The following is a 25,675-nucleotide window of genomic DNA, read 5'->3' on the forward strand; positions in this document are numbered from 1 at the left end:
CAACCGGTATTTCTTTGAGCCAACCATGGGACTCGAACCCACGACCTGCTATTTACGAAACAGCTGCTCTACCAACTGAGCTAGGATGGCATTCCGGCGAAACTGCAAAATTAATACAGAAGCCCTGTCTGACAAAACAGGACAGGCGGTTTAAAAAACTTTTTAGAACAGGAAATCCAGACGGCTGTTTATTCCGTATATTGTATTGCTGATGACTGTAATACTTGAATAAACAATACACATACCGTGAGGATGAGCTGGTTATGCTTTTAAAACAGCGGGATGCCGAAGCATTCGGTTACCTGTATGATCATTATGCCGCCTCATTGAATGGGATCATCCGTAGCTTTGTTGCAGATGAACAACAGGCCCTGGACGTGTTACAGGAATGTTTTGTGAAAATATGGAGCCAGGTTCAGACATATGATGCATCCCGTGCGCGCCTGTTTACCTGGCTGGCTGCTGTGGCAAGAAATACGGCGATTGATATGCTGCGCAGCCGGAACTGGAAAAATACATTACAGAACAGGGCCCTTTCAGACGAGGAATATGTTATGCCGGCGGTTACCGGATGGAATATCGATACGATCGGGCTAAGGGGAGCAGTAAAAAATCTCAGGGAAGAGCAGCGGCAGGTAATTGAACTGGCGTATTTTGAAGGCATGAGCCACAGTGCAATAGCCGCCGAGACCGGTTTGCCGGTGGGCACGGTGAAAACAAGGCTGCGGGCAGCATTGATCGAATTACGAAAATTTATTAAATAAAAGGTGGACATTCAGGAATACATAAAAAGCGGCATTATTGAAAGCTATGTGCTTGGAACGGCAGACACTGAAGAGGCTGCGGAACTGGAGCAGTTGCGTGCCCTGCATCCCGAAGTGAATGCCGCCATCCTGGAATTTGAACAGGAGCTGGAACTGCTTGCACAGAAAAATGCTGTTCCTGTTGAAGGGGCCGTCCGGCAACGGATATTTGAAAATTTAAATCTTCCGCAACAAATACTTCCCCGTCCAAAGAGGAAGCACCTGCTTGTATTTTCAAAATCGCTGGTGGCCGCTGCTGCGGTACTGCTGATCGCCAGCGTGGGATATAATATCTATGCCTATCAGAAAATGAAAATACTGGAGCGGGAAAACCGGGATCTCGCCCTGCAGCGCACCGAGCTGTATGCAAAAAATAAAACACTGCAAACGCGCACGGAAACATTGAATTCCAGCCTGCAGTTCTTCTCTGATCCTTCCTCCCTGAAGATCGCACTGACAGGGATCAAAGAAACCAACATTACAAAAGCGGTTGTTGTATGGAACAAAAAAAATAAGGAGGTCCGGTTATCGTTGCAGGGACTTCCGGCGCCCCCCCCGGACAGGCAGTACCAGCTCTGGGCCCTTGTGAACGGAACGCCGGTGGATGCCGGTGTGATCGGAGATTGTGCAACGGTATGTGTGCTGAAGAATGTTGAAAACGCCCAGGCATTTGCCATTACGCTGGAAAAAGCAGGAGGAAGTCCTGCTCCTTCCCTGGATCAGCTGCAAGCAATGGGAAAAGTCCCCGGATAAGATCGCCGGCTTATAAAACCGTTCCCGTTCCGGATACGTATCTGTTAATGTTATATTCAAGTAACATACATTCAGAAAAGGGGCTGTAGCAATACGGCTCCTTTTTTTGTGGCCCCGATTCACCGAACCCACAACCGCATCACAAAAAATAATTACGTGCCGGCAATCCGATTGATAAAAGCATACGTATCTATCTGTATGTAACATCCCTCACAAAACATCTAAAAACAGAAGATATGAAAAATGATCATTTACAACCGGAGCTTCCGGGGAAAGAAGCGGTTTACACAAAGAACGTCAGCCGGAAAAAATTTCTTTCCGTGCTGGGTATCGGCGGTCTGGGTCTTGCTGCGGTTGCTTCCTGCAGCAGGGATGATGATGGTATGGATAATACCGTACCCCCCGGCAGCATCGATCTTGGAAAAGGCGACACCGGGATTCTGAATTACGCCTATGCACTGGAGCAGCTGGAAGCTGCTTTTTATACAAAGGTTGCAGCATCACCTTACTCCGGTATCACTGCGGCAGAAACCGCGTTGCTTACGGATATCCGCGATCATGAAGTGGCGCACCGGGAGTTTTTTAAGAAAGCGCTTGGTGCCGCCGCCATCCCCGCATTAAACGTAAATTTTTCTGCGATCGACTTTGGAAAAAGAGATTCAGTGCTGGCCACTGCAAAAGCCTTTGAGGATCTGGGCGTGTCAGCATATAACGGCGCGGGGGCGCTGATCGCTGATAAAAACTATTTAGCACTTGCGGGAAAAATTGTTTCGGTAGAAGCCCGGCATGCGGCTTATATCCGCGATCTTATCAGCAACGGTTCTTTTGCAGACAGTACTGTTATAGACGCCAATGGCATGGATAAAGCCCAAAGTCCGGCAGATGTATTAATGATCGCACAATCCTTTCTGACATCCAAACTGTGGGGCGGTAATTTGCCCCAATCCTGATCATTCATTTTAAAAACGAAACGTTATGAACCTGCATCAACTATTTAACAGCATAGAAAAAGCCGACCCGGATATTTATGACCGTCTTGGTTCCCGGAGGAAGGCCATCCGTAACTTCGCCGGCATCGGAGGCAAACTTGCACTGGCAGCTGTACCGCTGGCACTGGGCGGTCTTTTAAATAAAGCATACGGCCAGTCAGCACCAAAAGATATTACAGGTGTTTTACAGTATGCCCTTACCCTGGAATACCTGGAAGCGGAATTCTACACCAAGGCCGTAGCCTCAGGGATCATACCTGCGGGCCCCGCCACCGGCGCATTGACGACCATCCGCGACCATGAGAATCAGCATGTGGCATTTTTAACAGCAGTGATCAAGCAATTGGGTGCAACACCTGTAACCAAACCCACATTTGATTTTACCGCCGGAGGGCATTTTGCAAATGTGTTCACCAACTATGATGTATTGCTGGCAGTGGCCCAGACTTTTGAAGATACCGGGGTGCGCGCTTACAAAGGACAGGCCGGGGTATTGATGAGCAATAATACCGTGCTTACGGCGGCATTGAACATCCATTCGGTAGAGGCCCGGCATGCCTCGCACATACGCCAGATGCGGCGGGCACGTAACAATGATGCCACCATCAAACCCTGGATCACCGGGAAAAACCCGGGAGGCATTAATGATGATGCGGTGCAGAAAAGTTACAACGGAGAAGAACTCACAACCCAGGCCGGCATTGATCTTACAGGCTTTGTAAGCAGTAACGCCGCGTCGGAAAGTTTTGATGAGCCGCTGACCTACGACCAGGTGATCGCCATCGTGCAGCCATTTATCAAATAATAAAACCGTTCAATTTTAAAAACATAAAAATGAAAAAAGCAATCCTGATCGCGGTATGCTTTATGATAAGCAGCACGGTGATGAATAACCTTAATGCAGCAGACGGAACCCTGTCGGCATACCATTCAAAAAAAGCCGGATGGAAAAAAGTAAAGAACCAGGCCTGGCCGGGTGTAAAGGAGGGCACCACTTATTGGTACAAAATTGATAAGACGGCAAAACTCTGGTGGAGTACCGATGGTAAAAAATGGGCCGCTGTTGAAGACGGGGCATGGATGGATAAAGAGGGCAAATGGCTGAAGATCCATGAGGGCAAACTGGTATGGTCTGCAGACGGAACAAAATGGGAAGAAGTACCTGAATGGAAATGGCAGGGGTCAGACGGCAAATGGTATAAATTTGACCAGCACTGGACCTTGTGGGTGAACGAATAAACCGGGGCCGGGAAACAGGAGTATCGAAAACAGCTGTCCAAAAGTATTTGTTGTTATGCCGGACCAGATTCAACATCTGTCGGAACAACGTATCTTTTAGACAGCTGTTTTTATTAGTTGATGCGCCCCTCCGCACGCTGCCGTTATACAATGTTCCAGGCTTCCTGCGAAAGATCGTTATTCGCCATCGCGCCTGCAAGATTGCCGCCTGCAACAGCATTAGCTACGGAACGCATGGGAGAAGCCGTATCGCCGCAGGCAAAAATACCCGGGACCGTGGTCTTTTGAGTGGCATCCACCATAATATATCCCTGTTCCGTAAAGGCACAGCCCAATGCTGCAGCCAACGGGGTCTGTTGCTCAAATGGGACCCGTGCATACAATGCCTGCAACGGTATTTTAGAACCGTCTTTAAATACAACCTGCTGCAGTTGACCTTCCGCATGCTCCAGCTCAGCAATTTCCGTTTGCCTTACAGGAATGCCATGTTGCTGCAGGCGCTGCAGTTCTTCTTCTGTAAATTCCGGAGTACCGTTGGTGAGCAATATAAGATCACCGGTAAGATTGCGGACCAGTGCTGCCAAATGCAGCGCTGCCGCACCGTTTGCAAGGATCCCCGTTTTATGATCGCGGTATTCATAACCATGACAGTAAGGACAATGGATCACAGATCTGCCCCAGCAATCGGCAACACCCTTGATCGCCGGCAGCAGGTCCCTGATACCGGCAGCAAAGATCAATTTCCTTCCTTCATAATGCCTGCCCGATGCCGTTGTGATCCGGAACCGGGAGCCGGATGAGTCCGCCGCCGTGGCCGGATCCGTCTGGAAAAGCACGGTAGGGTATTGTTCTACCTGTTGCCGTGCGCGGGTGGCTATTTCCGCAGGAGGTTTGCCATCCTGGGTAAGAAAATTATGCGAATGCGGTGTAGTGGCATTGCAGGGGGTTCCGCTATCCAGTATCAATACCTTTTTTAAGGACCGGCCCAGGGCCATCGCTGCGGAAAGCCCGGCATAGCTGCCCCCGATGATGATCACATCAAAGGATCTGTTCTCTTCCATATGAATCAGTTTAAATAATTGAACAGAACCGGTACCACAGCAGTGGTTGTTATTACCGGTTCCCAAAAGCAAAGCTACCGGATATTTTTTAATTATGCAACATTGTTGCATAATTAAAATCCTGATTGTGCGGGCCATTGAAGCGCTGCAAAAATAGAAAGGCCCCCATGTAAAGAATTACCGGGGGCCTGACTTGCATGTAAACCTATCTTGGATCCCTTTTGACGCTGCTTGCCGTGCAGCAGGGATTGTTATTATTCCTGAACGGCCTGTATCACTTTGCTGTAAGTAGCTGTGCCGTCCTTGTCAACCTGTTTAATACGTATGAACAGTTTCCCGTTGGTGTCGATAGTAGCATCTTCGCGTTTTGTACAGGAAGAGCTGCCAACGATTCCGGTGCCCAGCACCAACACCAGCATAAAGGCCCATTTATTCCTGCGGTTGATCAGCAGGGCGCCCAAAGCAAATGCAGCGATGGATAAGCCCAGCAGACCGGTGGCGGCGCTTTGGCTGATGCCAAACTCATAGCTGATCGGCACTGCAGAGTTTCCGTTTGTTGCTTTTGAATCGACAGCTCCGACTTTTACAAATGTTTTACCATCCCGGGAAGCTTCAATTTCAAAGTGGCTGTTGTTCTGTTCGGTGAGCGTGGTAAAGTTTACCTGGAGCTGATTCCCCCTGATCACTGCGCTCATTTTATCAAGGGATACCGGCAGCGAAATATCGGCTGCATTGATCGTGATCTCGGAAGAAGTGGTTCCGCATTCTCCGGAAACCTCGTATTTTACTTTAATATCGGCATTCCTTCCCTGTACACTCAGCAGGCCCTGGGGTGTTAAGGTTGCGGGGCCTGAAACCAGGGTAAAGGTTCCACCTACAGGGGTATAATCGAGTTGTATCTGATCACCTACGTGTACAGTGCCCTGTACCGGGAACAAGGTGGCCGCGCCGGAGCTGGCACCGCAAATGTCCAGGAAGGCCGTCTGCAGAAAGTTATAGTTCGGTTCGTATACATCGGAGGTAGAACCGTCTGCCATACTGCCGTTGACCCGGTGACCTACATAGCCGAACCGCCCGCTGCATTTTTTCACCGTCATGGAAGTGTGTCCGCCGGTTTCAACTGCCACAATTTTATCCGAAGATGTCAGACCGCCGGGATTGCTGGTGGGATTATAGTTCCCGCCGTCCACAGAAAAACCCAGCATGCGCCCGTCGTTGGATCCCCAGGCCCAGATGGTGCCACTGTTAGTAAGCGCATTCACGCCGCTTCCGCCATAAGCATCGTGCTCATTGGGACTGATCCAGGCCACATCCGATAAGTAATCGTTGCTGCCACTGCCGCTTTTCACACGCACCCAGCTTGTTCTTTCAGTGGTGCTGCGGTCACCCAGCTGGCGGTAGCTGTTGGCTCCCAGGCTGTAAACAAACCCATTGGTGCCAAGGATATAATAGCTTGTTCTGCTGGTAGTACCGGTAGCCCCGATCATCTTGGGGGTAACACCGGAAGGAGTGGTCATTTGTGTGGCACGTGTATAGGACGAGGTAGATCCGTTCCCGTCACCGGCATAGGCTTCGCGGCCCCAGGTCCATACCGTACCGTCGCTCTTTAATGCCATCAGTGCGCCGGGTGCTCCCCGTAAAGCGACTACGTTACCAAGTGCCGGATTCCCGGTAGTGCCTTGCGTTACCTGGTACCAGGAGCTGCTGCTGCCGCCGCTTGAAGCGCCCACGCCGCGCATTCTCGCGTTCTGCGACAATACATATACGTTACCGTTGCAGGTAAGCAGCGCCAGTGTTTCATAGGTACCAAACAGCATCTTTACGTCAGCAGGACTTACACCCGAAGGAAGTCCGTTGGTGATCTGCTGAAAGGAAGCGCTGTAGGTAAGGTTGGTGCTCAGCAGGTAACCCTGCTTTCCCCAGGCAAAAAGTCCGTCGGTGGTCAGTACTACAAATTGAGCGTTGTTCTTACTATTGCTGCCCCCGGCAAATTTTAAGATCTGCCCGGTAAGGCCGGGATAGTTGGTACTGTTCAGTTCAACAGGAGTCAGGTTGTTACTGATCCCGTTGCTTTTTGTAAGCTCTCCCCAGATCAGCACTTTCCCGTTCGCCTGACGGCTGAAGGTACTGTGAAACAGGCTGACCATATTATCATAATCGATGGTATTGGGGTCTGTTACGTTTAAAAAGGAGTTGCCGCAGTTTACGCATTGAGCCTGCGCAGTGCGGGAAAAACCGGAAAGCAATACGCAAAAGATTGCAGTCAGTACGGCGGATGTAATTGTTCTTCGTGTCATTTTCAAATTCAGTTTTATTAAAAGAAATAGTTGAACCGGGTGATGGGTGGCAGCACGGGTGCGGCAACGGCAATCCTGCACAAGCCAATCCATAGTTTGTGTACGGTTTCAGGAACGCTGTCCGAAAACCGCTGTTGCTTTATCTGATCATTGATCACGCTTTTTAAAGCAGGTCAATCTGCAATACAGCAACCTGATGTTGTTATGGCATATATAAGTTTTCAAAAGAGGCTACGCCATGAACAAATAGCCAGGGGGTACCGGTTTCAGGTGTTGGGTCCGGATAAGCATCCGGGTCATAGTTCGCCTTTCAGGATCCGCATCGGATCCTAATTTGGTTTAAGCGGGTATACGCATAGTGCCCTGTACAGCCCGTGGGGGTTGTATAAATCACACATAAAACTGCTGTGCAGAAAAAAGAAGCGGCTCTTCAGCGTCCTGAAGTGTGGTCCAGTCTTAACCACAGGCCTTGACAAAATCCGCTACTGCCGGGATGGGATCCCGTTTCGGTTACATGCATGAATGATCGCATTACTCCGGCAATCACAGGATTTCATAAACAGTTATCAGCTGAATGACTTTTCTGTTTGATGTAATCGATCGCGAAAATAGAGCTTCTTATACATCGGATAGGAAAGAATTCGATGAGATGCTTTATTTGTTCGTTCAATACCATCAATTACCGGATAATCATTCTGAAAAAGAAGGATTTTTCCGGATGAAACGTAGGGATGTCAATAGAAAAACAGGAATGCGTGTAATTGTTAAGTCGATGAAACCCTTTACTGCAGGTCATTTCAGAAGAATGATCAAGTAATAAGATGTTCAAACAGGTTATTGCTTCCTCCGGGATGCTTCCGGATCATTATGTTGTTTTTTTTAGCAACGGGCGAAAAGGTACCGGAGATCTGCCGTTTATTCTTTTTCGTTTTTGCTGCCGGCTGTGTTATCAAGGAACTCGGAAGTAAAGTGTTCCTGGTGCGGCAGCTGCGCGAATTTATTATTATTGTATTGTGCCGATTGTCCTTTCGGTATGGAAAGCGATGTCCATTTTTCAGCATACATTTTACCCAGGTATACGATCTGCCCGATATGATAAGGATAATGCGCCAGTTGCCGGTTAATGGCTTCCAGCACCGTGTGACCCTGATTACGGATGTACACCGTTTTAAGAAGGTCTTCTTCTTTTAATGACCGTAAAGTGTGTAACAATATCCCCCATCCTTCTTCCCACCTGCCCAGCAGTTCATCCCTGGAAGAGATGTGATCTTCAAACTCGCTGTCGCGGTTGCGCCATTCCTTTTCTCCATCCGTTGTCAGAAACCCGGTCCAGCGGCTCAGCATATTGCCGTGCAGATGATTTACTATGATGGCAATGCTGTTGCTTGCTTCATTGAATTGCCGGAAGAGTGCGTCATCCGGGAGTTGCGCGATCGTTTTTTCTCCCAGCAATTTATAATACTCAAACTGCCGGATGACACTTTCAAGGTAATTTGGGTTCATGGTTATTTAGTTTGGGTTGTTGTCTGAAAGTATGTACCCGCTCTTCAAAAGAAACTGCCTGGTCCAGGGGATATGCCAGGCCCCGGAAAAAATCCAGCAGGGTATCTGAATGACGGAGACTTTGCTGGGTCTTAAGATCGAAGTGGACCAGCTTGGTCCATAATAATGCCTTCAGCCGGGTTTTATCATTGTCCCACATCAGCCCTTCCAGCAGCAGGCTTTTTTCCGTGTATGCCAGCAAGCGGGTCTGTATGGTTACCATTTCTCCGGCAAAGGCCGGAAACATATAAGAGACCTGGGTTTGAGCCGATACCCAGCCACGCTGCTCTTCCCGGGCCAGTTTATAAAGATCGAACCGGTAGTGTTCCCATACCTGGTCTTCCCTTGCATCCATAATGTAATCGATATAGCGTGAATTGTTCAGGTGACTGAACGGATCGCAGTCGTTAAAACGGATCTTGACCCTGCTTTCTGTGATTTTTGCATCCATAAAAAGTGTTTTAAATATACCAACCGGTATATTTTATAATAAAAATTTTAGACGGCCAGTCCCTTAATAAATTTTTCAAGAAAATCCATGGCCATATGGAGTTCGGCTGTTCTGCCGGTGGTCTTGGCCTGTAACACGGCCCCTTCAACAAGCGCCATCAATACTACGGCCGTCTGTACAGGATGCACATCCGGCCGGATCTCTTTTCTGCCAATCCCTCTTTTCACCTGGTTTTTCACCGCCTGTTTCCAGAAGGCCAGGGCGGCAGCTGCTTTTTCTTTCAGCTGCGGGTGTGTATCATCTGCTTCTGACGCGGTATTGAGTATCGGGCAGCCGGACTTTAAAAAAGGGATTCTTAAAAAATTCCTGTAGACCTCCGGGTAAGTGAGCAGCCGTTCAACGGCATTGTCCTTTGCATTGATTTTGTCTTTCAGGTAGGCAGTAACCTTTCCAAAGTTATAATCGAACGCTGCTACCGCAATGGCATCTTTGTTTTCAAAGTTGCCGTAAAGCCCTCCTTTTGTTAAACCCGTAACATGGGTGAGATCCGTTAAAGAGGTACCTGCATATCCTTTTGTGTTAAAAACAGGAGCTGTTCTTTCAATAATGAACCGGCGGGTCCGTTCCGATTTTGATACTGACAGGGTCATGACGGGTGTAAAGGTAGGAATAAATATACCGATCGGTATATTTTTAAAAATCCGCCTGTTTTTTCCGGGGGATCACATTTCAATACCCCGCAGTTTGCGGTACAGTTTCAGGGCATACACATCGGTCATACCGGAGATAAAATCCAGGATGTGCATTACTTTCCGGTAGGGACTGCCGGATTCATCAAACTCGTACTGGGAGGGGAGCAGTTCCAGTATTTTCTGGTGTTCTTTTTCCCGCTGGTCACCGGGCGTTAAGGCTGCAGTAACAAAGTCCTCCACAAGGCCGGACATGATACGGAACCCGGCAATTTCCAGTTCCACTACCTTTCGGGCGTTGTAGATCTTTTGCCGGGAAATGCTGGCCACCTTTTCCAGTGGGGCTTCCAGTTCGGGGATGGCATCTGCCAGGCTTTTTTCAAAGGTTCCGGCAAGGATGGCTTCCCGGTTATTCCAAAAAGCCGCAGTGGCCTTTTGGATCAGGGTTCCGATGGATTTTGCCCTCAGATAGGCAATGGATTCGTTGGCGTCACCCTGCAGGTCATCGGCCACTCTTTTTACCGAATCCATATTGGTCGCCGGGTCGGAGGAGATGATGGATAGGAAGCTGTCGCGGACCTCATCATAACTCAGGATGCCCAGGCGGTGGGCATCTTCAAAATCGATAATGCTGTAACAGATATCATCGGCTGCTTCCACAAGAAACACAAAGGGATGGCGCTTGTAAACGATCGTTTCGGCCTGACCATCCTCCCGGATCATATTCAGTTCAGTGGCTATTTCAAGGAATACTTCCTCGTCAATCTTAAAATAACCGTATTTTTTCCGGTGTATGGGTCCTTTTTTTAAAGATGCAAGCGCTGCACAGGGGTATTTGATGATAGAACCGAGAGTGCTGTAAGTTAACCGGAATCCGCCCTTCATGCGTCCTTGCTGTTTCATGGTCAGGATCCGGAGCGCATTTGCATTGCCTTCGAATGTGATCAGGTCCTTCCATTCTTCCGGGCTGAAAAGCTGTTTGAATGTTAGATCCTCTTCTTTTGTGGTATCCCGCTTTTTGAAGTATTTGGAAATGGCCTCTTCGCCGGAATGCCCGAAGGCCGGGTTTCCCATATCGTGGGCCAGGCAGGCCGCCGCAATCACATACTTCAGGTCGCTGGCATAAAAAGTGGCAGCATGGGCATTCGCTTTCACTTCCGGCAGCCCGGCGATCTTCTCACCCACCAGTCCGCCCAGCGATCTTCCCACGCTTGCTACTTCCAGCGAATGGGTGAGCCGGTTGTGAACGAAAATTTCCTCGGGCAGCGGGAATACCTGGGTTTTGTTTTGCAGCCGCCGGAACGGACTGGAGAAGATAAGCCGGTCCCAGTCCCGTTCAAAGTCACTGCGGGTATCCCTGCTGGCGTTGTCGATCCCGAATCGTTTTGAAGAAAAACAGTTGTCCCATGTCATTGCCATAACCACGAATTAAATGCTGCTAAGATACTCCCTATTACTGTTTCTGTCTATTCTGTTTTAACGGCAAGCCATCTGTATCCGTCGATCCGGCAAAAAAAAAGCATGGCCGGGGCCATGCCTTAATTATTGTCATCCCTTGGCATCAGGCCGTGGGTAAATAAGAACTGGTCTTCAGATTTGGATAGCGTTCACCCAGTTTGTTTAAAAAATAATTGCCTACCACAAATTCCTGTACCTGTTTACCGGCATTCATGGAGAGGAAGGCGGCATTGTTGGCGCTAACATTCACCAGTCCGCTGTAAAGGATCAGGGTCACAGGTTTTCCGTCCGTGCTCAGCTCAAGTTTATAGGATTTTAACGCGTAGTCCCCGTATTTTATATGTTTCCAGGAGGAACCGGTGAGCGGGATCTCTGAAAAGGTCGATTGCTGCAGCCGGCTGCTGTCGAATACGAGGTGCTTGTCGATATTGCCATCCTTATCGGTATCAAACAGGTGCAGCTCATTGCCGCTTAACGCCAGGTATTTGGGGGTGGTTACTGTAGTGAATTTGACAGTGCCCAGGGTGGCAATGCTTTTCAGTGCATCCTTACCAAGGTCTTTCGCCCGGTCTGTTGCCGTGTACTCGCTGGCCGCTGTTGTAAAAGCATCAATGGGTGCGCTGTTCATTTGTTTTTTAAGGAAGGCATAATCGGCGTTCAGCAGTTCCTGCTGGTATAGAGGCGCATTGCGGGCTTCCTGGCCCAGGTCCAGGTTGGAGAACGCATTTTTTGATTTGTTGCGTTGCGATCTCCACCAGAAAATGGCCACCGCATAAAAGACCACGAAGAAGATGACCACGTAGATGATTGTTGACATAGTTTTATCTGTTTTATTTGTGAATAGGATCAGACACGCTGAGGTGAAACGTTTTTGGGTTTTGAAGGGATCAGCCCATAGATGATCAGGAAAATGATCAGCAGGCCCACCAGTTTCCCCCCGTAACGGGTATAAAGCCCCAGGCGGAGCAGCTTTTTCTCCTCCAGTTTGTTCTCTTTTAAAATGGTTCCAAGCTGTTCGCTGGTAAGGTCATAATAAACATCCGCCTGTTTGTCGAAACCCACCAGGCGGGGTTCTTTGGTAACCCAAAGCGGAAGGATGTAAGCAATGTTGAATTCTTCGTGTAATACACCAAGATCAAGGTAGTGTTTGTTTTCTAAAAGATAGGTTTCTGTGTCCGGCAGGTCAGCAGCCAATTGTATCACTTCCCTGTTTCCCAGGGGGATTTTTAAGCGGGCTTCGGCTTTGGTGCTGTTCAAAATAAAAATACCGGTCAGGCAAAGCGCTGTAAGATGTTTAAACGGTAACATGGGTGTAGTTTAGTCTTCTCAAAGAAAGAGAAAAGAACCGAAGCCTCCAAAATTTTTATGCAGGCGCAACTTCCTCCCGGCAAAGGGAAAATGTGTAAGAGGAAGGTTAAATCTTTGGAAGCTGATACCCATTGTGATAAGCCGCCATAAGATAATCCGTGTTCAGTTTATTATCAGTAAACCGGCTGGCAGCCTTATCCCAGGTAACTTTCGACTGGCTGCGGAAAGCGATATTTCCCATCTGGCAAACGGTGGCAATATGGGCACCGGTTTGAATGGGGCAGTTAAGGTCTGCTGTTTTCCGGGAACGTACCACCTCTATAAAATTCTGTGTATGCCGGTCGAGCCCGTTTTCAGAAGGGCTTTTCCGGGCAACACTTACTTTTTGACCGCTGCGTTTTTCTTCCAGCACTTCCCAGCCGCCGCGATCCAGTTCAAGGGTGGCATTATTGCCAATAAAGGCAATGCCATGGTCTTTGCCAAACAGCCCGTTATCGATGCCCATGGCATGATCCCAGATAAGATTAAAATTGTCAAACTCATAGAGGGCTGCCAGGGTGTCCGGTGTTTCCTGGTAAAGATCCGGATAGGCAAAGTCGCCGCCCAGTGCGGAAACCGTTTTGGGTACCTGGGCATTCATGCCAAAGATGGCATAGTCCATCAGGTGCACTCCCCAGTCGGTCATCAGTCCGCCGGCATAATCCCAGAACCAGCGGAAGTTAAAGTGGAACCTGCTGGAGTTGAAGGGCCGGGTTATTGCCGGTCCCAGCCACAGTTTATAGTCCACACCCGGAGGCGGTGCGCTGTCTGCCACTTTCGGACCGGGTTTCATCCAGCCCTGGTAGCACCATACTTTTACCGTGCGGATATTACCCAGCTGACCGGAACGGATAAAATCGACCGCATCACGGAAATGCTGCTGACTGCGCTGCCATTGACCCGCCTGCACCACTTTATTGTATTTTTCCTGGGCGGCCACCATGGCCCGGCATTCGGCAATGGAGTTGCCTACCGGCTTTTCCACATATACATCCTTGCCGGCCTGAACGGCGTGGATCATGATCAGGGCATGCCAGTGATCCGGGGTACCGATGATCACGGCATCAATATCCTTGCGGTCCAGCAACGAGCGGTAATCGTTATAGGTCCTTATTTTCGATGTGTCGATATTCATTTTCGAAAGCTCGGCCATCCGCTTGTCCAGCACGTTTTTGTCCACATCACAAAGCGCGGCAAGTGTTACACCCGGGTTCTTAAGCATGGAAAGGGTATCGGCCCATCCCATTCCGTTGATCCCGATGGCGCCGATACGGATCTGATCGGCCGTGCTGCGGCGGATACGGGAAAAGTTCTGTGTATTAAACGACTGAAGGGCAAATCCGCCCAGCGCTAACAGGGAGGAGTGGGCAATAAATTTTCGTCTTGAATGCATGGCAAATTGTTTATACCGCTCAAATATACATAAAAATGAAATCGATTACATATTGTGCCTTCCCCATCAGCCAGGTCCTGTAAACTGCTCTATTCAAATCTGCTGCTGCCGTTTTCAAAACGAGATTCGAAAAACAATGAAAAATGCTGTTGTTTTGTTAGAGCGATTTTTAAGGGTATGAAAGGATATTTTTTTATTCTATTATTGACGTTGCTGAAAACGGCGGCTGCGCAGGATACAGACCGGCGACATCCTTATTTCAGGGATACGTTTAACTGGCAGCAGGCAAGGACCGAGTTCCGGAATGCATGGAGCCGGGATGCCGGTGCGAGAAAGGATGGGAGAAGGGATCTGCGGATCATCGGGTATTATTCTACAACTATCTTATTGCAGGGTTTGTTTGCCCAGACCCGTGTCCCGCAATTAAAAGCCAACAGGCTGGACAGCACGGATCATTATGAGACCTTTATGGGTTATTCAGGTGCCTATCCCATTCCGGTCTTTGATTCGGTAGGGGTCATTGTTACGATAAGCGGTATCAACAAGGGAAATGCGCACCAGTTTGAATACCGGATCTTAAAAGACAAAACGACCGAGCTGGTGCCCTGGTCTCAATGCACGACCTTCTGTGCGGCGGACCTTGTTTGGATGGTCCCGGATGAGCCGCATGTAAAAGAGGTAGCGTACCTGGGTCAGTTTAAAGAAAGTATGGGCACCTTTTTATTATTCCAGGTAAGAAAAAAGAATGATACAAAGGTATTGGTAACCCTGGGGGCTTACTGGCTGAAACGTGCACCCGAAGTGGTGGGTGTTTTTACCCAGCAAAACATGAATGCGTTTTTGACCGCGTTTAAAATTCAATGGCAGATGGATCCGGGCACCAATGTTGAGGATGGTGCGGAAGAGAAAAGGGACCGGCTCCTGATCAGGAAAGATACGTTCCAGAATAATGAGAACAGCCTTATTTTCTATCTGGCAGATAAGGTAAGATCAAAGGAGATCGTCGAATATAACCTCATAAAAGGAACGGACAGCACTGGATGGAAAGCAAATGACTTTGATCTGAATTTTATCTGGTTAAAGGAACTGGCGCCGGGGCAATACCATCTTTTAACACGCTACAGCGTACAGCGGCAGAGCGTTTCCCGTTACCCGTTTATAATCCTTCCGGCCTGGTACCAGACCCTTTGGTTCAAAATACTCACCGGTATTGCAGCCATGCTCCTGCTGGCGTTTCTGATGATCCTTTACATAAACCGCCTTCAGCATAAAAAACTCAGAACGGCGGCTTTGCAAAAGCAGCAGATCTCTACAGAGTTAAAATCGATCCGGTCACAGTTTAATCCCCACTTCGTATTCAACGCACTGAATTCGATACAGGGGCTGATCACAAAAAATGATCCGGCCGGAGCCCATCAGTACCTGTCGGAGTTCAGTGCCCTTATGCGGGAGTCATTAAAGGGAAGCGACCGCGAAATGATCAGTATTGCCCGCGAAACAGCAATACTGCGGAAGTACCTGAACCTGGAACAACTGCGTTTCGGGTTTGCCTATGAAATCAATACAGATGATGCAATTGATCTCAATGCGGTGGAGGTTCCGGCGCTTTTGCTGCAACCCCTGGCAGAGAATGCGGTCAAACACGGGATTGCGGTCCTGCATGAAAGGGGGCTGCTGAAAATTGAATTCAGAAAAGAAGAAGAGGATCTGATTGTAACCGTGACGGATAACGGAAAGGGATTTGATCCTACAGAAGCGGCACAGGGTTTTGGTCTGAAGCTCACAAAAGACCGGATCGCATTGCTGAATGAAACCCTGCACCGGCAGCGGATCGGGCTTGCTTTTGATAAAAACGGAAAAGAAACCAGTGCAATAATATATTTTAAAAACTGGCTATTATGATACAGGCCGTAATCATCGACGACGAACAAAATAATATTGATAACCTGGAAGGCCTGCTGCACCGGTATTGTCCGCAGGTGTATGTTGCCGGATTAGCGATAAATGCAGATGATGGGGCGGCTCTTATAAGAGGATTGAAACCGGACCTTGTTTTCCTGGACATCCAGATGCCGGGCAAGAACGGGTTCCAGATGTTACAGGAGCTTTCTGTCCATTCTTTTGAGATCATCCTGATCACGGCCTTTGATCAGTACGGCATCCAGGCCATTAAATTTTCTGCGGTGGACTATTTATTGAAGCCGCTGAATATCGGCGAACTGAAAACTGCTGTACAAAAAGCGGAGCGGCGCATCACCGAAAAAATGCAGAACCGCGAACTGGAAAATCTTTTACAACTGATCCGGAACCGGGAAGAACGATCTGCACATAAACTGGCACTGCCCACTGTAAAGGAAACACGGTTTGTACATCCGAAAGAGATCATCCGCTGCGAATCATCCAATGCCTATACCTTCTTCTTTTTAAATGATGCAACAAAGATCACCGTATCACACCCCATTTTTGAATATGAGGAACTGCTGAAGGATTATGGTTTTGTGCGCTGTCACCAGTCGCACCTGGTTAACAAGGCATACATCCGAAGCTGGGTAAAGGAAGACGGAGGTTTCCTGGTACTGGAAGATGAGAGCCGGATACCCGTTTCAAGAAGTAAGAAAGAACATGTTGCGGCGGTATTGATCACAATAAAAAAATAGCTGCCGGTGAAGCAACCGGAACAGGAATGTTGCACCCAACGGATCACCAAAAAAATAGATAAATGAAACAACTGTTACTGTTATTGAATGTGTTGATTGCCGTACCGGCCATCACCCAGGAGATCAGACCGGTATCCTTTGAGGACCGGACCACCACCACCTATATCAGTAAGCGGAAACCACCGGTTTTGCACCTACAACTCCTGAACGCGCCGGAAAAGGAGGCGGATGTAACGTACACGCTGGTGACGTTTGATCCGGGTTTTCAAAAACCGCAAAATACCAGACTGAACCGTAACGGGGAAGCGGTTATTGTGCTGGAACACCCCCTGCCCTTCCAGCAGATATGGCTGGCGGTAAAAAATTATTTATATGCCGGCATTTATGTAAACACGGATCTTACTGTTACCATTGATGCCGCCCGCTTAAAGGGAAAAGAGGCGTATATGATCGCTGACGGCATCACCTATACCGGCACAGACGGGGAATTGAACAGGGTCATGAATGAAAAAGTGATCTTTAAACAGGAAGAACGTAATCAGCTGCACAGTTTATTAGTAGATCTGTCCATCAAAAAGGCAAATGCCAACCGGAATACGCAACACCTGGACAGTTTAAACGCACACTATGAAACAACAGCGGACTCCATATACCGGAAGCTGGATGCAATGAACAATTCTTTTTTAGAAAAGCATCCGCGATTCGGTTGGGCCGTGCGGAATGAAACCGCTTCCGGATTTTATGAATGGCTCATCACCGGGTATTCGGGAACAGCGATCCCGGAAAAGTATCTTGAAAAGATCCGGCACCACCGTCCCTACTTTACCAGTAATGACGGCCTGCTCTTTTACCGGTCGCTGAGCCGGTATTACGCTTTTAAAGAAAGCGCCGGTGAGCCGGATATGATCGAAGTGTTGTATAAGAACCGGGCCAATTACAATACCGTCAAAAAGCAGCTGCTGGACTCGTTGATGTATTATAAAAAACAGGATACCGGTGACGGCAGGAATGCCGTTGTTGTAAAGACGTTGAATAAAAGAATGCGGGAGCTGTTTGGAAGCGAGATCACCCGGATCAACGTTGATAACTACATTTCACGTATTGAAAAATACAATGACCCCGTCAGGGCGGATATTTTAAAAATATTTTTGCTGGAATTGGGCAAAGATGAATTTGCCGTCACCTATCCTCAGATCCTGGATGCTGTTAGAACCGGCTGGTGCAAGGCGCTTATCCGGGAAGAACTGGCAGCAGCAACACAGAAACAGCAAGATATAAATGCGGTACTGGCAAAAGCCTCCCGGCTGGAAGACCGTGAAGCGTATATCGGCAGGCCGCTGGCCACATTACCCTTTGGGGCAAGCCTGTATCGCCTGGACAGCATCCGTAATGCGGAAGATTTTATTGCCAACCTGAAAAGCCGGTTTAAAGATAAGGCGATCATCATTGACTTCTGGGCTACCTGGTGCGGACCCTGTATCGCTGATATGCCCTACAGCAAAAAACTGCACGCGGCCAACAGGGAATTGCCGGTTGAATATGTGTACCTGTGCACCAGCGCCTCATCGAGCGAAAAATTGTGGAAGGACCGGCTGGTGAGCCTTGAAATACCCGGCACCCATATTTATATGGACGATATTGTAGTTAACAAGCTGAAATCGGCCTTCAATGCCGGAGGCGGGTTCCCTGCTTATGTGGTGATCGATATCAATGGCAAAAGCCATCCCGACCGGATCAGTTACATGCAGCAGCTGGACGGGGATAAACTGAAAGATGTAACCGGGTTATAAGTGTTATCGAATCCGATGCTAACGCCTGGTCGAAAAGCAGACCGTCACGCTGTGATTCCGGCGGCTTACAGGGTGCTGCACAATAAAAAAAACGGGTTCATTTTATACGGATTAATTGGCTACATCATTGTTATTGATGCCCCGTTTGCTTCGTTTGATGTCCTGTTTTAGTTTCCCGAATTTGTAGTTGAGACTGAGCCCTGCCTTGCGGAAATATTCATCGGAAAAGTCGGTCTGCATAAAGTTGGACCCTGTTATTATGGTGCGACTGGTACGGAAGCGGGTAAACGGATTGTTGATGTAAGCGGAGAGGGCCAGTTTATTGTTCAAGAGATTTTTGGACAGCCCAAAGCTGGTGGCGATAAAACCATTTACCGTACCCTGGATCTGGGCCGGAGCGATGTTTTTACCGACAAGATCCGCGGAGGCAGTGGCCGTCCAGCCTTTATTAAAAGTGTAGGTATTATTCAGCGATGCGGAATAAATAAAACGTTTCAGCTTTTGTGGTTGCGCATCGGCATCCGATTCGATCCAGAAATGAGCGAGGTTGCCGTTGATGACCGTCTTCAGGGCTTTGGTAACAGCAAGGTTGAGGTTCAGGTTGAATAGCAGCGCGGCTATATCACCGGAGTTGGAATAGGTAATATAGGTAATGCGGGTATCGGGGTCATACCGGGAAGATTTCAGGTCAAAATTATGCGCAAAAGCATAACTAAGCCCCACATTAACGGACTGCCTGCGATTGAAACCATAGCCGAGGTCAAAGTTGTGCAGCCGCGTTGCTTTAAGATCCGGATTTCCGCTTTCTTCAAAGTCCGGGTTAGAGCGGTTCACAAAGGGATTCAGCCGGTTGATACCCGGCCGCTTGAGGCGCTGGTTGTATCCCAGGTTGATATAACTGCCATCGGCATTGCTGTGATTGATGACCACTGCGGGCACCAGGTTGAAATAGCTATTGTTCACCTGGGTTCGGGTAGATTGAAATGCGATCTGGTTAATGGTTTGCTCCAGCCGCACACCTGCTTTAAAGCTCCATTGCTTCAATGCCAGCATATAGGTATTATATGCGGAAAGAACGGTTTGGTTATTGGCAAACACATTTTGCTGATCCGGGTCTTCAATAAACAGTGAACCATCGTATTGCAGGGTATGAAAATCGCTTTTATTCCGTCTGAAAATCGCCTTCACCCCCGCTTCAAGCTTTATCTTATTCAGGGTCTGGATATAATCGGCCTGGCCAGTCTGCTCCTGTGTGGAGGTATTATTGAACTGGTTAAAATCGCGGATATCATAGTCGATCAGATCGGTAAATCCATTCTCAGACCGGCTTTCTGTCTGGTACTGCATGAAGCGGTAAGATGCTGTAAGCAGTTTGGATTTGTCTTTTTTAAAACCCAGCTGATAGTTCAGCGAACCATCAAAGCCGTTGTTCTTGTTCCGGGCAGTATTTTGCTGGCGGAACTGCTGCAACAATGTACCCGCGTTTTGCAACACCGAAAATCTTGCAACACGGCCTTTAGAATAAAAGCCGCTGGCGTTGAGTTGAGCGGTAAACAGCTGCAGCGAATCGATCTCGTAACTGAACTGTGAACCGATATACCTGCCGTTGTTATTGTTTTTATTGGAGCCCGAAATGTTCAGCGATGTTGGCTGATTGCCGGTGGTATTGCGGCTGATGCCTGTTTGCACAGAAGGATTGTGGGTGGCATTGGCGCCACCGTAAAGCTCCAACCCGAATTTTTTATGTGTGGCTGTAAAAGAAAAACCGGCACCGGGTCCTCCTGTCGGGAAACTCTCATTCAGGTTAACAGTGCCTTTATAACCCTCACCTACTTTTTTTGTGGTGATGATATTGATAACGCCCGCGAGCCCTTCTGCATCATATTTAGAGGGAGGCGTGGTATACACTTCGATGCTTTGGATGGTGGAAGCGGGCAATCCTTTTAAAACCTCGATGGCATTATGATCCATCATACCTGAGGGTTTTCCGTTTATAAGGATCCGGAAACCCGGCTGTCCTTTTAACAGAAGATTTCCCTGGGCATCGACAGAAAGAAAGGGGACTTTTTTCATGATCTCCAGTGTGCTGCGGAATTTGCTTTCGGGATCCGCTTCTATGTTGTAAATGAGCTTGTCCACTTCGCGCCGGATCAGCGGTTTGGCGGCTGTTACAGTTATATTCTGCAAACTTGTTCCCTGTTGCTGTAATTTGAGCTCACCCAAATCGAGTGTTTGACCAGCAACGGTATCCCAGTTAATGGCTTTTGTAAATGGATGACATGCTGTACAGCTTATGGTCAGCTGTGCGCCGGCAACTTTGGGGGCTTTGAGTAAAAAAGATCCCTGGGCGTTGGATGCTGCTGCAACGAGCAACCGGGTGTCCTTTACCAGGCTTACGGTAGCCCAGGCAACCGGCTGCTGTAGTGAATCGGAGATGCGGCCTCTAAGCAGTACTGTGTCCGGCGACTGTGCGAAGAGCACACGCGGAACCAATGGACATAAAACCAGCATCCAAAAAAGAGTAAAAAACTTTTTGGTTGTCATTACGAACGTATTTTAAACAAACCTATTTGCCGGCAGCGGCAGTAAGAAACCGAAAGCGGTGAACGGCAGGTTTTAACAGGTCAAGGCTTGTATTGCGGGGTAAAATTTTTAAGAAGTTGCTACCATGATGGCGATCACTTTTATCAGGGGATAAGGAGCGTTCCGGTCTGGCTGCGGTTACCCCTTCCATTTCTGTTTGAGGTCCCGGACCAAAAGACAGGAGATGAACGAAGATCAGTCGGTCTTGTTGCGGGATGCAATAAGATAATAGACCAGGAACCCTGCTGCAATAAAAACGGTTTCTATTCCCCAGGGAACAGCGGATCTTTCCCAATCGAGAGAAAGCGATCCGATCACAATAAGCCCGGCACCACCAAACAGCAGCAGGATGCCCCATTTCAGGGAGGACAAAAGATTATTTTTTCTGGTGAGGAGCCGCAGGTAAGGTTCGTCCAGCTGTCCCGACCGGATCAGCCGCCTTTTTAGTAAATAATTCATAAACTCAATACCCACTCCGGCAAGAATGGCGACAACCGCCACAATCATAAAGAACGAGAGAATACCTTCCATATTATTATCTTTAAATGCGATCAGATAACCAGTAGTCACCAAAACAGATCAGAAGGTTGCGGGAAGACAAGGATTTTTTTTGCAACATTTCCGACACGTTTCGTGTCCCATCCTTAAACAATAAATGGCTATGAATAAAAAGGCATATCTTATGCTTCCAACTTTTGTTCATTACTTACAGCGCTTCAGATATGTTTGATGAAAGAGAAACGGTTTCGTCGGTACGTAACGGCGATATGCGGGCCTTTGAACTGCTGATAAAACAATATGAACGGTTGGTCTTTTCTATTATAAGCCGGTTGGTGGATCATGGAAATGATACGGAAGATATTGCCCAGGAGGTTTTTATCAAAATCTATAACGGCCTGGAGAGATTCGCCTTCCAGTCTAAATTGTCCACATGGGTCGCCAGCATTACCTACCATACGGCACTGAATTATATACGCGATCACAAAAAGCATACGACATCAGGTGCTGCCGGAATGCAGGACGGAATGTATTTTACCACGGAAACCCCCGCCCGGTTATCGGAACAAAAGGAAATAAACAGATATGTTCATCAGTTAATAGGAGAAATGCCGGTTGCATATAAAACAGTACTGACATTATATCACCTCCATGAAATGTCGTACGAAGAAATCGGGAAAATAACGGGGATGCCCGAGGGTACTGTTAAAAACTACCTTTTCCGCGCACGTAAAATTTTAAAGGAGCAACTTAAAAAATGCTTGGAATGAAAAAGAACGATTTTGAAAACACATTACAGGATTGGCTGGATAAAGGAAGACCGGAACCTCCCCCGGAAGGAGGAGGTCCGGAGTACTACAGGGACGTACCTGTTTATGAATCCCTGTTTAAAGCGCTGAATGAAACGGAGCCGCCCATTACCGGCCCCTCCTATGCTTTTCCCTTTAATGTGATCAGGAAAATAAGAACGGAAAAAAACTACAGGGTCCGGTTTATATGGAATCTTTTGCTTCCGGCCGCAGTACTTCTGGCAATAGCTGTAGTTTATATTGCATCAGTTGTTTTTAACAATAGCACAGCCGGGGATGTCCTCCGCTTTCTGGCGCAGCAGAAATGGGCAATGGTATTTATTCTTTGCTGTTTTTTTATGGTTCAATACTTTGATGGAACGCTGGTGCGAAAAAGTTCCCGGAACGCCGGGCAGCATACTGTAAAACAGCGATAAGAAAAGTAACCAGTAAACGGAGACCATGATTCCGCATCACCGGCTGAAAGAGGAAAAACATAAAGAGCGCTGTTGCTCCGGTATGGAGATGCAGCGCTCTTTTCAGGCTATCCAGGCCTTCTTGCTATTCAAATGAATGGCGGGTTGTCTTTATTGATTCACTTTTTTCTTCAATTCTTCAATTTCTTTTTCTTTCTGCTGCAACAGGCGGTTCAATTCTTCTTTGGAACGGTTTACCGGCTTATTGCCGCTGCCTTCGTAGCGGTAAGAGTCCGAGTCCTTTCCTGTTGCAGCGCCGGTGGATGAGGGATAACGATAGGCACCTGTTGCTGCTGCCGTATCGGCATTGCCTGCCGGTTCCTGCCATCTGTAAGCCGTGTCTGCCCGTCCGGGTACACTTTCCAACGATCCGTTTTCACTTTTAAGGATACCGTCTGTTGTCATCGTATATTCCGTATTGGGCGAATAAAAGCGGTAGTTCCTTCTTTCCCGTACCCGGCGTATGCCTCCTTTTCCCGATTCCACTTCAATATCGATGGTGTTCAGCTTTTCATTCACAGAAGGGTCCAGCTGTATCTTCTTACCCACCGGAACCTGCACGATCACCTGCACCCGCTGCAGCCGGTATTTGCTGGTCTTGTCTACAGAAAAACCGCTTGCAAGGTCCAGAACGCTGTCGGTGGAGTATACCGTATAGTGAATCCTGTTCAGACGGGCCAGGGCGTCCTCATCGGTATTGCCAAAACTCTGGCGTTCGATGGCAACATGATAAAGTGAATCGGAGCTCTTATCAAACTGGATGGAGATATCGGACAATTTCAGGGTATCTTTTGTAAGACTGAAACCGGAAATACGGTCGCCGTCCGTATCGCGCATCCAGGTGAAATCCCCGCTGAATTCCAGTTCCGGCTGGGAAACGGTAAGGATCAGCTTATCGTTTTTAGGCTGGGTAATAGCAACGGGCGTTTCGCTGGTTTGATTTCTTTTAAAATCCTTTGAAATGCTGCTTACAAACAACACGAGAAAGATCCAGCCAAAAGCCCAGAGGCCGCCAAACAGCCAGCTCAGGTAATTACCGGGAGTGGTCACATTCAGGATCATCCGGAACAGCCAGATCACTGCGCCCACAATCGGGGCTCCGATAAACAGCAGTACAGTAGCCCAGGCCAGGAACTGCTGGTTGTCGCTCGTCCACAGGAAATTATTGAAGGGAGCAAACACATAGCCGCTGAACAGCAGGGCGATAAGCCCTACAAAGAGGGAAAAGATGATGGTGCCGAAAACGATCAGGAAAAAGGCCTTGATCACCACAGCAATGCCATGTCCCAGGCCACGGGCTCCCCTGCCGGCGGCGGCACCAAATTCCCGCCCCATATTCTGACCATAAGTTTTGCTGGTGGTGCCGAAGCGTTCTGCAGACTGCTGCACTTCTTTGCCCCAGCTTTTTAAACGGCTGGAAACGTCTCCCATCGAATTCTGAACATTGTTCTTAATGGAGTTCAGGTCCACCGGCTGGCCATGCATTTCCATTTTTTCATAAGGGCTGATGGCTTCCGGCAGCACGATCCATAAAATGATATAGGCTGTGAGAAAGGTACCACTCAGCGACCCGAAGAATACACCGCGGAACGGATCAAAATTATCATGACTGAAAATACCATTGATAATGCTCAGCAGGAAGGGCAATATAAAAATGAGCCGGATGGTATTGGCCTCTTTTCCGAAATAAGCCGCAATGCCGCTGGCCACTCCGCCGATCTTTTTATCATCGGGGTTGCGGAACAGCCGTTTTCCTTTATACCCTTCCAGGTTCCTGGAGGGCAGGAAGATCCACAACAGGATATAGATCAGCAAGCCGGTTCCGAAGCTTCCAAAAGCAATGATGGCAAACAACACCCGGACGATGGAAGGATCAATATTGATCCAGTTGGCCACCCCGCTGCACACCCCGCCCAGCACCTTGTTATTGGCATCCCTGTACAGCTTCCGGCTGCCTGTTGTAAACCGGCTTTGGGCGCTGTCCTGCTCCTGTGCGCCGGCCTCTTCTGCAAAATCTTCCGGGCGTCCCATTGTGGCGATCATTTCATCTACATCAGCTTCCGTAATATGCGGGGCACCCTTCCGGATCTTTTCAAACATCAGCTCGGAGAAACGGGCTTCAATATCTGAGAGGATCTCCTCCTTGCCCGGTTCTTTTGAAAAATGAAGACGCAGGCTTTCCAGGTACTGCTGTACCTTTTGAGCCGCGGTATCCTCAATCGCAATACTGCGGCCGCCTAATTGTATGTTGATGATCTGTTTCATTATCGTTGTTTTGTCGTTATAGGGTTCTTGTACTTAAGGTATTTACTGCATTTGATAATTCGTTCCAGGTCTGCTCCAGCTCCTTGTAAAAGCCTTCCCCTTTTGGCGTAAGGGAAAAGTATTTGCGCGGCGGACCGCTGTTGCTTTCTTCCCAGCGGTAAGTAAGCATCTCAGCATTTTTTAAACGGGTAAGCAGTGGATATAAGGTTCCCTCCAGTATCTGCAAACCGGCACCGCGCATCTCCTCAATAATATCGCTTGGGTAAGCCTCGCCTCTTTTGATAACAGAAAGAATGCAGAATTCCAGGATCCCCTTCCGCATCTGACTCTGTGTATTATCAATATTCATTTTTCTCAATTGTTTCACAAAGATATTGGTCAGATTTAGTATTTGGCAATACATAGTACCTTGTTTGGGGATTTTTGCCGGTAAAAGGAAATAAAATGTCGGTGAATAGCGTTAGTTTCGTTGCTGTTGATGGTAATACGGGGAAAACTGCAGTAATCAAAAGCATGGCACAGCCGCTTTTCTTTATTGGTAGTTCGTTTTTCACTAGTTGCCATTCTCTTTTTTATCTTTTACTTTTCACTATCGA

25 protein-coding genes and 1 tRNA gene are annotated in these 25,675 nt (G+C 48.2%); 11 read left to right on the forward strand and 15 right to left on the reverse strand.

Annotated elements, in window-relative coordinates; genetic code table 11:
• Nucleotides 1–17: 17 nt before the first annotated feature.
• A tRNA-Thr gene (locus K7B07_RS11160) sits at nucleotides 18–90 on the reverse strand.
• Between the two features lie 134 nt (nucleotides 91–224).
• Between K7B07_RS11160 and K7B07_RS11165 the strand changes: the two genes are divergently transcribed.
• The 5 genes from K7B07_RS11165 to K7B07_RS11185 all read left to right on the forward strand — a co-directional run bounded on the left by K7B07_RS11165 (nucleotide 225) and on the right by K7B07_RS11185 (nucleotide 3,784).
• Nucleotides 225–764 (forward strand): RNA polymerase sigma factor, encoded by a 540-nt coding sequence (locus K7B07_RS11165; protein WP_223709645.1) that lies wholly within the window; start codon nucleotides 225–227, stop codon nucleotides 762–764.
• A gap of 3 nt (nucleotides 765–767) precedes the next feature.
• Complete coding sequence (locus tag K7B07_RS11170; protein ID WP_223709647.1) at nucleotides 768–1,556, forward strand: anti-sigma factor; 789 nt, start codon at nucleotides 768–770, stop codon at nucleotides 1,554–1,556.
• Between the two features lie 236 nt (nucleotides 1,557–1,792).
• The gene (locus tag K7B07_RS11175) at nucleotides 1,793–2,506 is read left to right on the forward strand and encodes a ferritin-like domain-containing protein (RefSeq protein ID WP_223709649.1); all 714 of its coding nucleotides are present in this window, start codon (nucleotides 1,793–1,795) and stop codon (nucleotides 2,504–2,506) included.
• A 25-nt stretch (nucleotides 2,507–2,531) separates the two neighbouring features.
• Complete coding sequence (locus K7B07_RS11180) at nucleotides 2,532–3,350, forward strand: ferritin-like domain-containing protein (protein WP_223709650.1); 819 nt, start codon at nucleotides 2,532–2,534, stop codon at nucleotides 3,348–3,350.
• Between the two features lie 29 nt (nucleotides 3,351–3,379).
• Nucleotides 3,380–3,784, forward strand: a complete 405-nt coding sequence (locus tag K7B07_RS11185) for a hypothetical protein (RefSeq protein ID WP_223709652.1) — start codon at nucleotides 3,380–3,382, stop codon at nucleotides 3,782–3,784.
• 143 nt (nucleotides 3,785–3,927) lie between these two features.
• Here the strand turns inward: K7B07_RS11185 and K7B07_RS11190 are convergent, their stop codons facing one another.
• Both K7B07_RS11190 and K7B07_RS11195 read right to left on the reverse strand, forming a co-directional pair.
• Nucleotides 3,928–4,845, reverse strand: coding sequence for an NAD(P)/FAD-dependent oxidoreductase (locus K7B07_RS11190; protein ID WP_223709654.1), 918 nt, complete (start codon nucleotides 4,843–4,845; stop codon nucleotides 3,928–3,930).
• 254 nt (nucleotides 4,846–5,099) lie between these two features.
• Nucleotides 5,100–7,142: an RCC1 domain-containing protein gene (locus K7B07_RS11195; RefSeq protein WP_223709655.1), complete on the reverse strand. Its 2,043-nt coding sequence runs from the start codon at nucleotides 7,140–7,142 to the stop codon at nucleotides 5,100–5,102.
• A 574-nt stretch (nucleotides 7,143–7,716) separates the two neighbouring features.
• Between K7B07_RS11195 and K7B07_RS11200 the strand changes: the two genes are divergently transcribed.
• The gene (locus tag K7B07_RS11200) at nucleotides 7,717–7,959 is read left to right on the forward strand and encodes a hypothetical protein (RefSeq protein WP_223709656.1); all 243 of its coding nucleotides are present in this window, start codon (nucleotides 7,717–7,719) and stop codon (nucleotides 7,957–7,959) included.
• A 98-nt stretch (nucleotides 7,960–8,057) separates the two neighbouring features.
• Here the strand turns inward: K7B07_RS11200 and K7B07_RS11205 are convergent, their stop codons facing one another.
• The 7 genes from K7B07_RS11205 to K7B07_RS11235 all read right to left on the reverse strand — a co-directional run bounded on the left by K7B07_RS11205 (nucleotide 8,058) and on the right by K7B07_RS11235 (nucleotide 14,022).
• Nucleotides 8,058–8,645, reverse strand: coding sequence for a DUF1572 family protein (locus K7B07_RS11205; protein ID WP_223709657.1), 588 nt, complete (start codon nucleotides 8,643–8,645; stop codon nucleotides 8,058–8,060).
• Nucleotides 8,626–9,135, reverse strand: a complete 510-nt coding sequence (locus tag K7B07_RS11210) for an acyl-CoA thioesterase (RefSeq protein WP_223709658.1) — start codon at nucleotides 9,133–9,135, stop codon at nucleotides 8,626–8,628. The genes K7B07_RS11205 and K7B07_RS11210 overlap by 20 nt, the downstream gene beginning before the upstream one ends.
• Nucleotides 9,136–9,182: 47 nt before the next feature.
• Nucleotides 9,183–9,785, reverse strand: coding sequence for a TetR/AcrR family transcriptional regulator (locus K7B07_RS11215; RefSeq protein WP_223709659.1), 603 nt, complete (start codon nucleotides 9,783–9,785; stop codon nucleotides 9,183–9,185).
• Nucleotides 9,786–9,857: 72 nt separating this feature from the next.
• Nucleotides 9,858–11,243 carry a deoxyguanosinetriphosphate triphosphohydrolase gene (locus K7B07_RS11220; RefSeq protein ID WP_223709660.1) on the reverse strand — a complete coding sequence of 462 codons (1,386 nt, stop codon included), beginning with the start codon at nucleotides 11,241–11,243 and terminating at the stop codon, nucleotides 9,858–9,860.
• Nucleotides 11,244–11,385: 142 nt separating this feature from the next.
• A complete protein-coding gene (locus tag K7B07_RS11225) occupies nucleotides 11,386–12,099 on the reverse strand; it encodes a hypothetical protein (protein WP_223709661.1) in 714 nt (237 codons plus the stop codon).
• A 29-nt stretch (nucleotides 12,100–12,128) separates the two neighbouring features.
• A complete protein-coding gene (locus K7B07_RS11230) occupies nucleotides 12,129–12,590 on the reverse strand; it encodes a hypothetical protein (RefSeq protein ID WP_223709662.1) in 462 nt (153 codons plus the stop codon).
• Nucleotides 12,591–12,696: 106 nt separating this feature from the next.
• Complete coding sequence (locus K7B07_RS11235; RefSeq protein WP_223709664.1) at nucleotides 12,697–14,022, reverse strand: Gfo/Idh/MocA family protein; 1,326 nt, start codon at nucleotides 14,020–14,022, stop codon at nucleotides 12,697–12,699.
• 177 nt (nucleotides 14,023–14,199) lie between these two features.
• On the opposite strand from K7B07_RS11235, the gene K7B07_RS11240 reads away from it, so the two are divergent.
• The 3 genes from K7B07_RS11240 (at nucleotide 14,200) to K7B07_RS11250 (ending at nucleotide 18,469) form a co-directional block, all read left to right on the forward strand.
• A complete protein-coding gene (locus K7B07_RS11240; protein ID WP_223709665.1) occupies nucleotides 14,200–15,924 on the forward strand; it encodes a sensor histidine kinase in 1,725 nt (574 codons plus the stop codon).
• Nucleotides 15,921–16,679 (forward strand): LytR/AlgR family response regulator transcription factor, encoded by a 759-nt coding sequence (locus K7B07_RS11245; RefSeq protein WP_223709667.1) that lies wholly within the window; start codon nucleotides 15,921–15,923, stop codon nucleotides 16,677–16,679. The genes K7B07_RS11240 and K7B07_RS11245 overlap by 4 nt, the downstream gene beginning before the upstream one ends.
• Nucleotides 16,680–16,741: 62 nt before the next feature.
• Nucleotides 16,742–18,469: a TlpA family protein disulfide reductase gene (locus K7B07_RS11250; RefSeq protein ID WP_223709669.1), complete on the forward strand. Its 1,728-nt coding sequence runs from the start codon at nucleotides 16,742–16,744 to the stop codon at nucleotides 18,467–18,469.
• Between the two features lie 111 nt (nucleotides 18,470–18,580).
• Here the strand turns inward: K7B07_RS11250 and K7B07_RS11255 are convergent, their stop codons facing one another.
• Both K7B07_RS11255 and K7B07_RS11260 read right to left on the reverse strand, forming a co-directional pair.
• Nucleotides 18,581–21,013 (reverse strand): outer membrane beta-barrel protein, encoded by a 2,433-nt coding sequence (locus K7B07_RS11255; RefSeq protein WP_223709671.1) that lies wholly within the window; start codon nucleotides 21,011–21,013, stop codon nucleotides 18,581–18,583.
• A 234-nt stretch (nucleotides 21,014–21,247) separates the two neighbouring features.
• On the reverse strand, nucleotides 21,248–21,583 hold the full coding sequence (locus K7B07_RS11260; RefSeq protein WP_223709673.1) for a hypothetical protein: 336 nt from the start codon (nucleotides 21,581–21,583) through the stop codon (nucleotides 21,248–21,250).
• Between the two features lie 191 nt (nucleotides 21,584–21,774).
• On the opposite strand from K7B07_RS11260, the gene K7B07_RS11265 reads away from it, so the two are divergent.
• The gene (locus K7B07_RS11265) at nucleotides 21,775–22,320 is read left to right on the forward strand and encodes an RNA polymerase sigma factor (RefSeq protein ID WP_223709674.1); all 546 of its coding nucleotides are present in this window, start codon (nucleotides 21,775–21,777) and stop codon (nucleotides 22,318–22,320) included.
• On the forward strand, nucleotides 22,317–22,775 hold the full coding sequence (locus tag K7B07_RS11270) for a hypothetical protein (RefSeq protein ID WP_223709676.1): 459 nt from the start codon (nucleotides 22,317–22,319) through the stop codon (nucleotides 22,773–22,775). Before K7B07_RS11265 ends, K7B07_RS11270 begins: the two co-directional genes overlap by 4 nt.
• 150 nt (nucleotides 22,776–22,925) lie before the next feature.
• Here K7B07_RS11270 and K7B07_RS11275 read toward each other — a convergent pair whose 3' ends face one another.
• The 3 genes from K7B07_RS11275 to K7B07_RS11285 are packed head-to-tail and all read right to left on the reverse strand — an operon-like array spanning nucleotide 22,926 to nucleotide 25,633.
• Nucleotides 22,926–25,079 (reverse strand): PspC domain-containing protein, encoded by a 2,154-nt coding sequence (locus K7B07_RS11275; protein ID WP_223709678.1) that lies wholly within the window; start codon nucleotides 25,077–25,079, stop codon nucleotides 22,926–22,928.
• A 16-nt stretch (nucleotides 25,080–25,095) separates the two neighbouring features.
• The gene (locus K7B07_RS11280; protein WP_223709679.1) at nucleotides 25,096–25,428 is read right to left on the reverse strand and encodes a PadR family transcriptional regulator; all 333 of its coding nucleotides are present in this window, start codon (nucleotides 25,426–25,428) and stop codon (nucleotides 25,096–25,098) included.
• On the reverse strand, nucleotides 25,418–25,633 hold the full coding sequence (locus tag K7B07_RS11285; protein ID WP_223709681.1) for a hypothetical protein: 216 nt from the start codon (nucleotides 25,631–25,633) through the stop codon (nucleotides 25,418–25,420). Before K7B07_RS11285 ends, K7B07_RS11280 begins: the two co-directional genes overlap by 11 nt.
• Between the last annotated feature and the right edge of the window lie 42 nt (nucleotides 25,634–25,675).

Source organism: Niabella beijingensis (genome assembly GCF_020034665.1).
GTDB lineage: Bacteria > Bacteroidota > Bacteroidia > Chitinophagales > Chitinophagaceae > Niabella > Niabella beijingensis.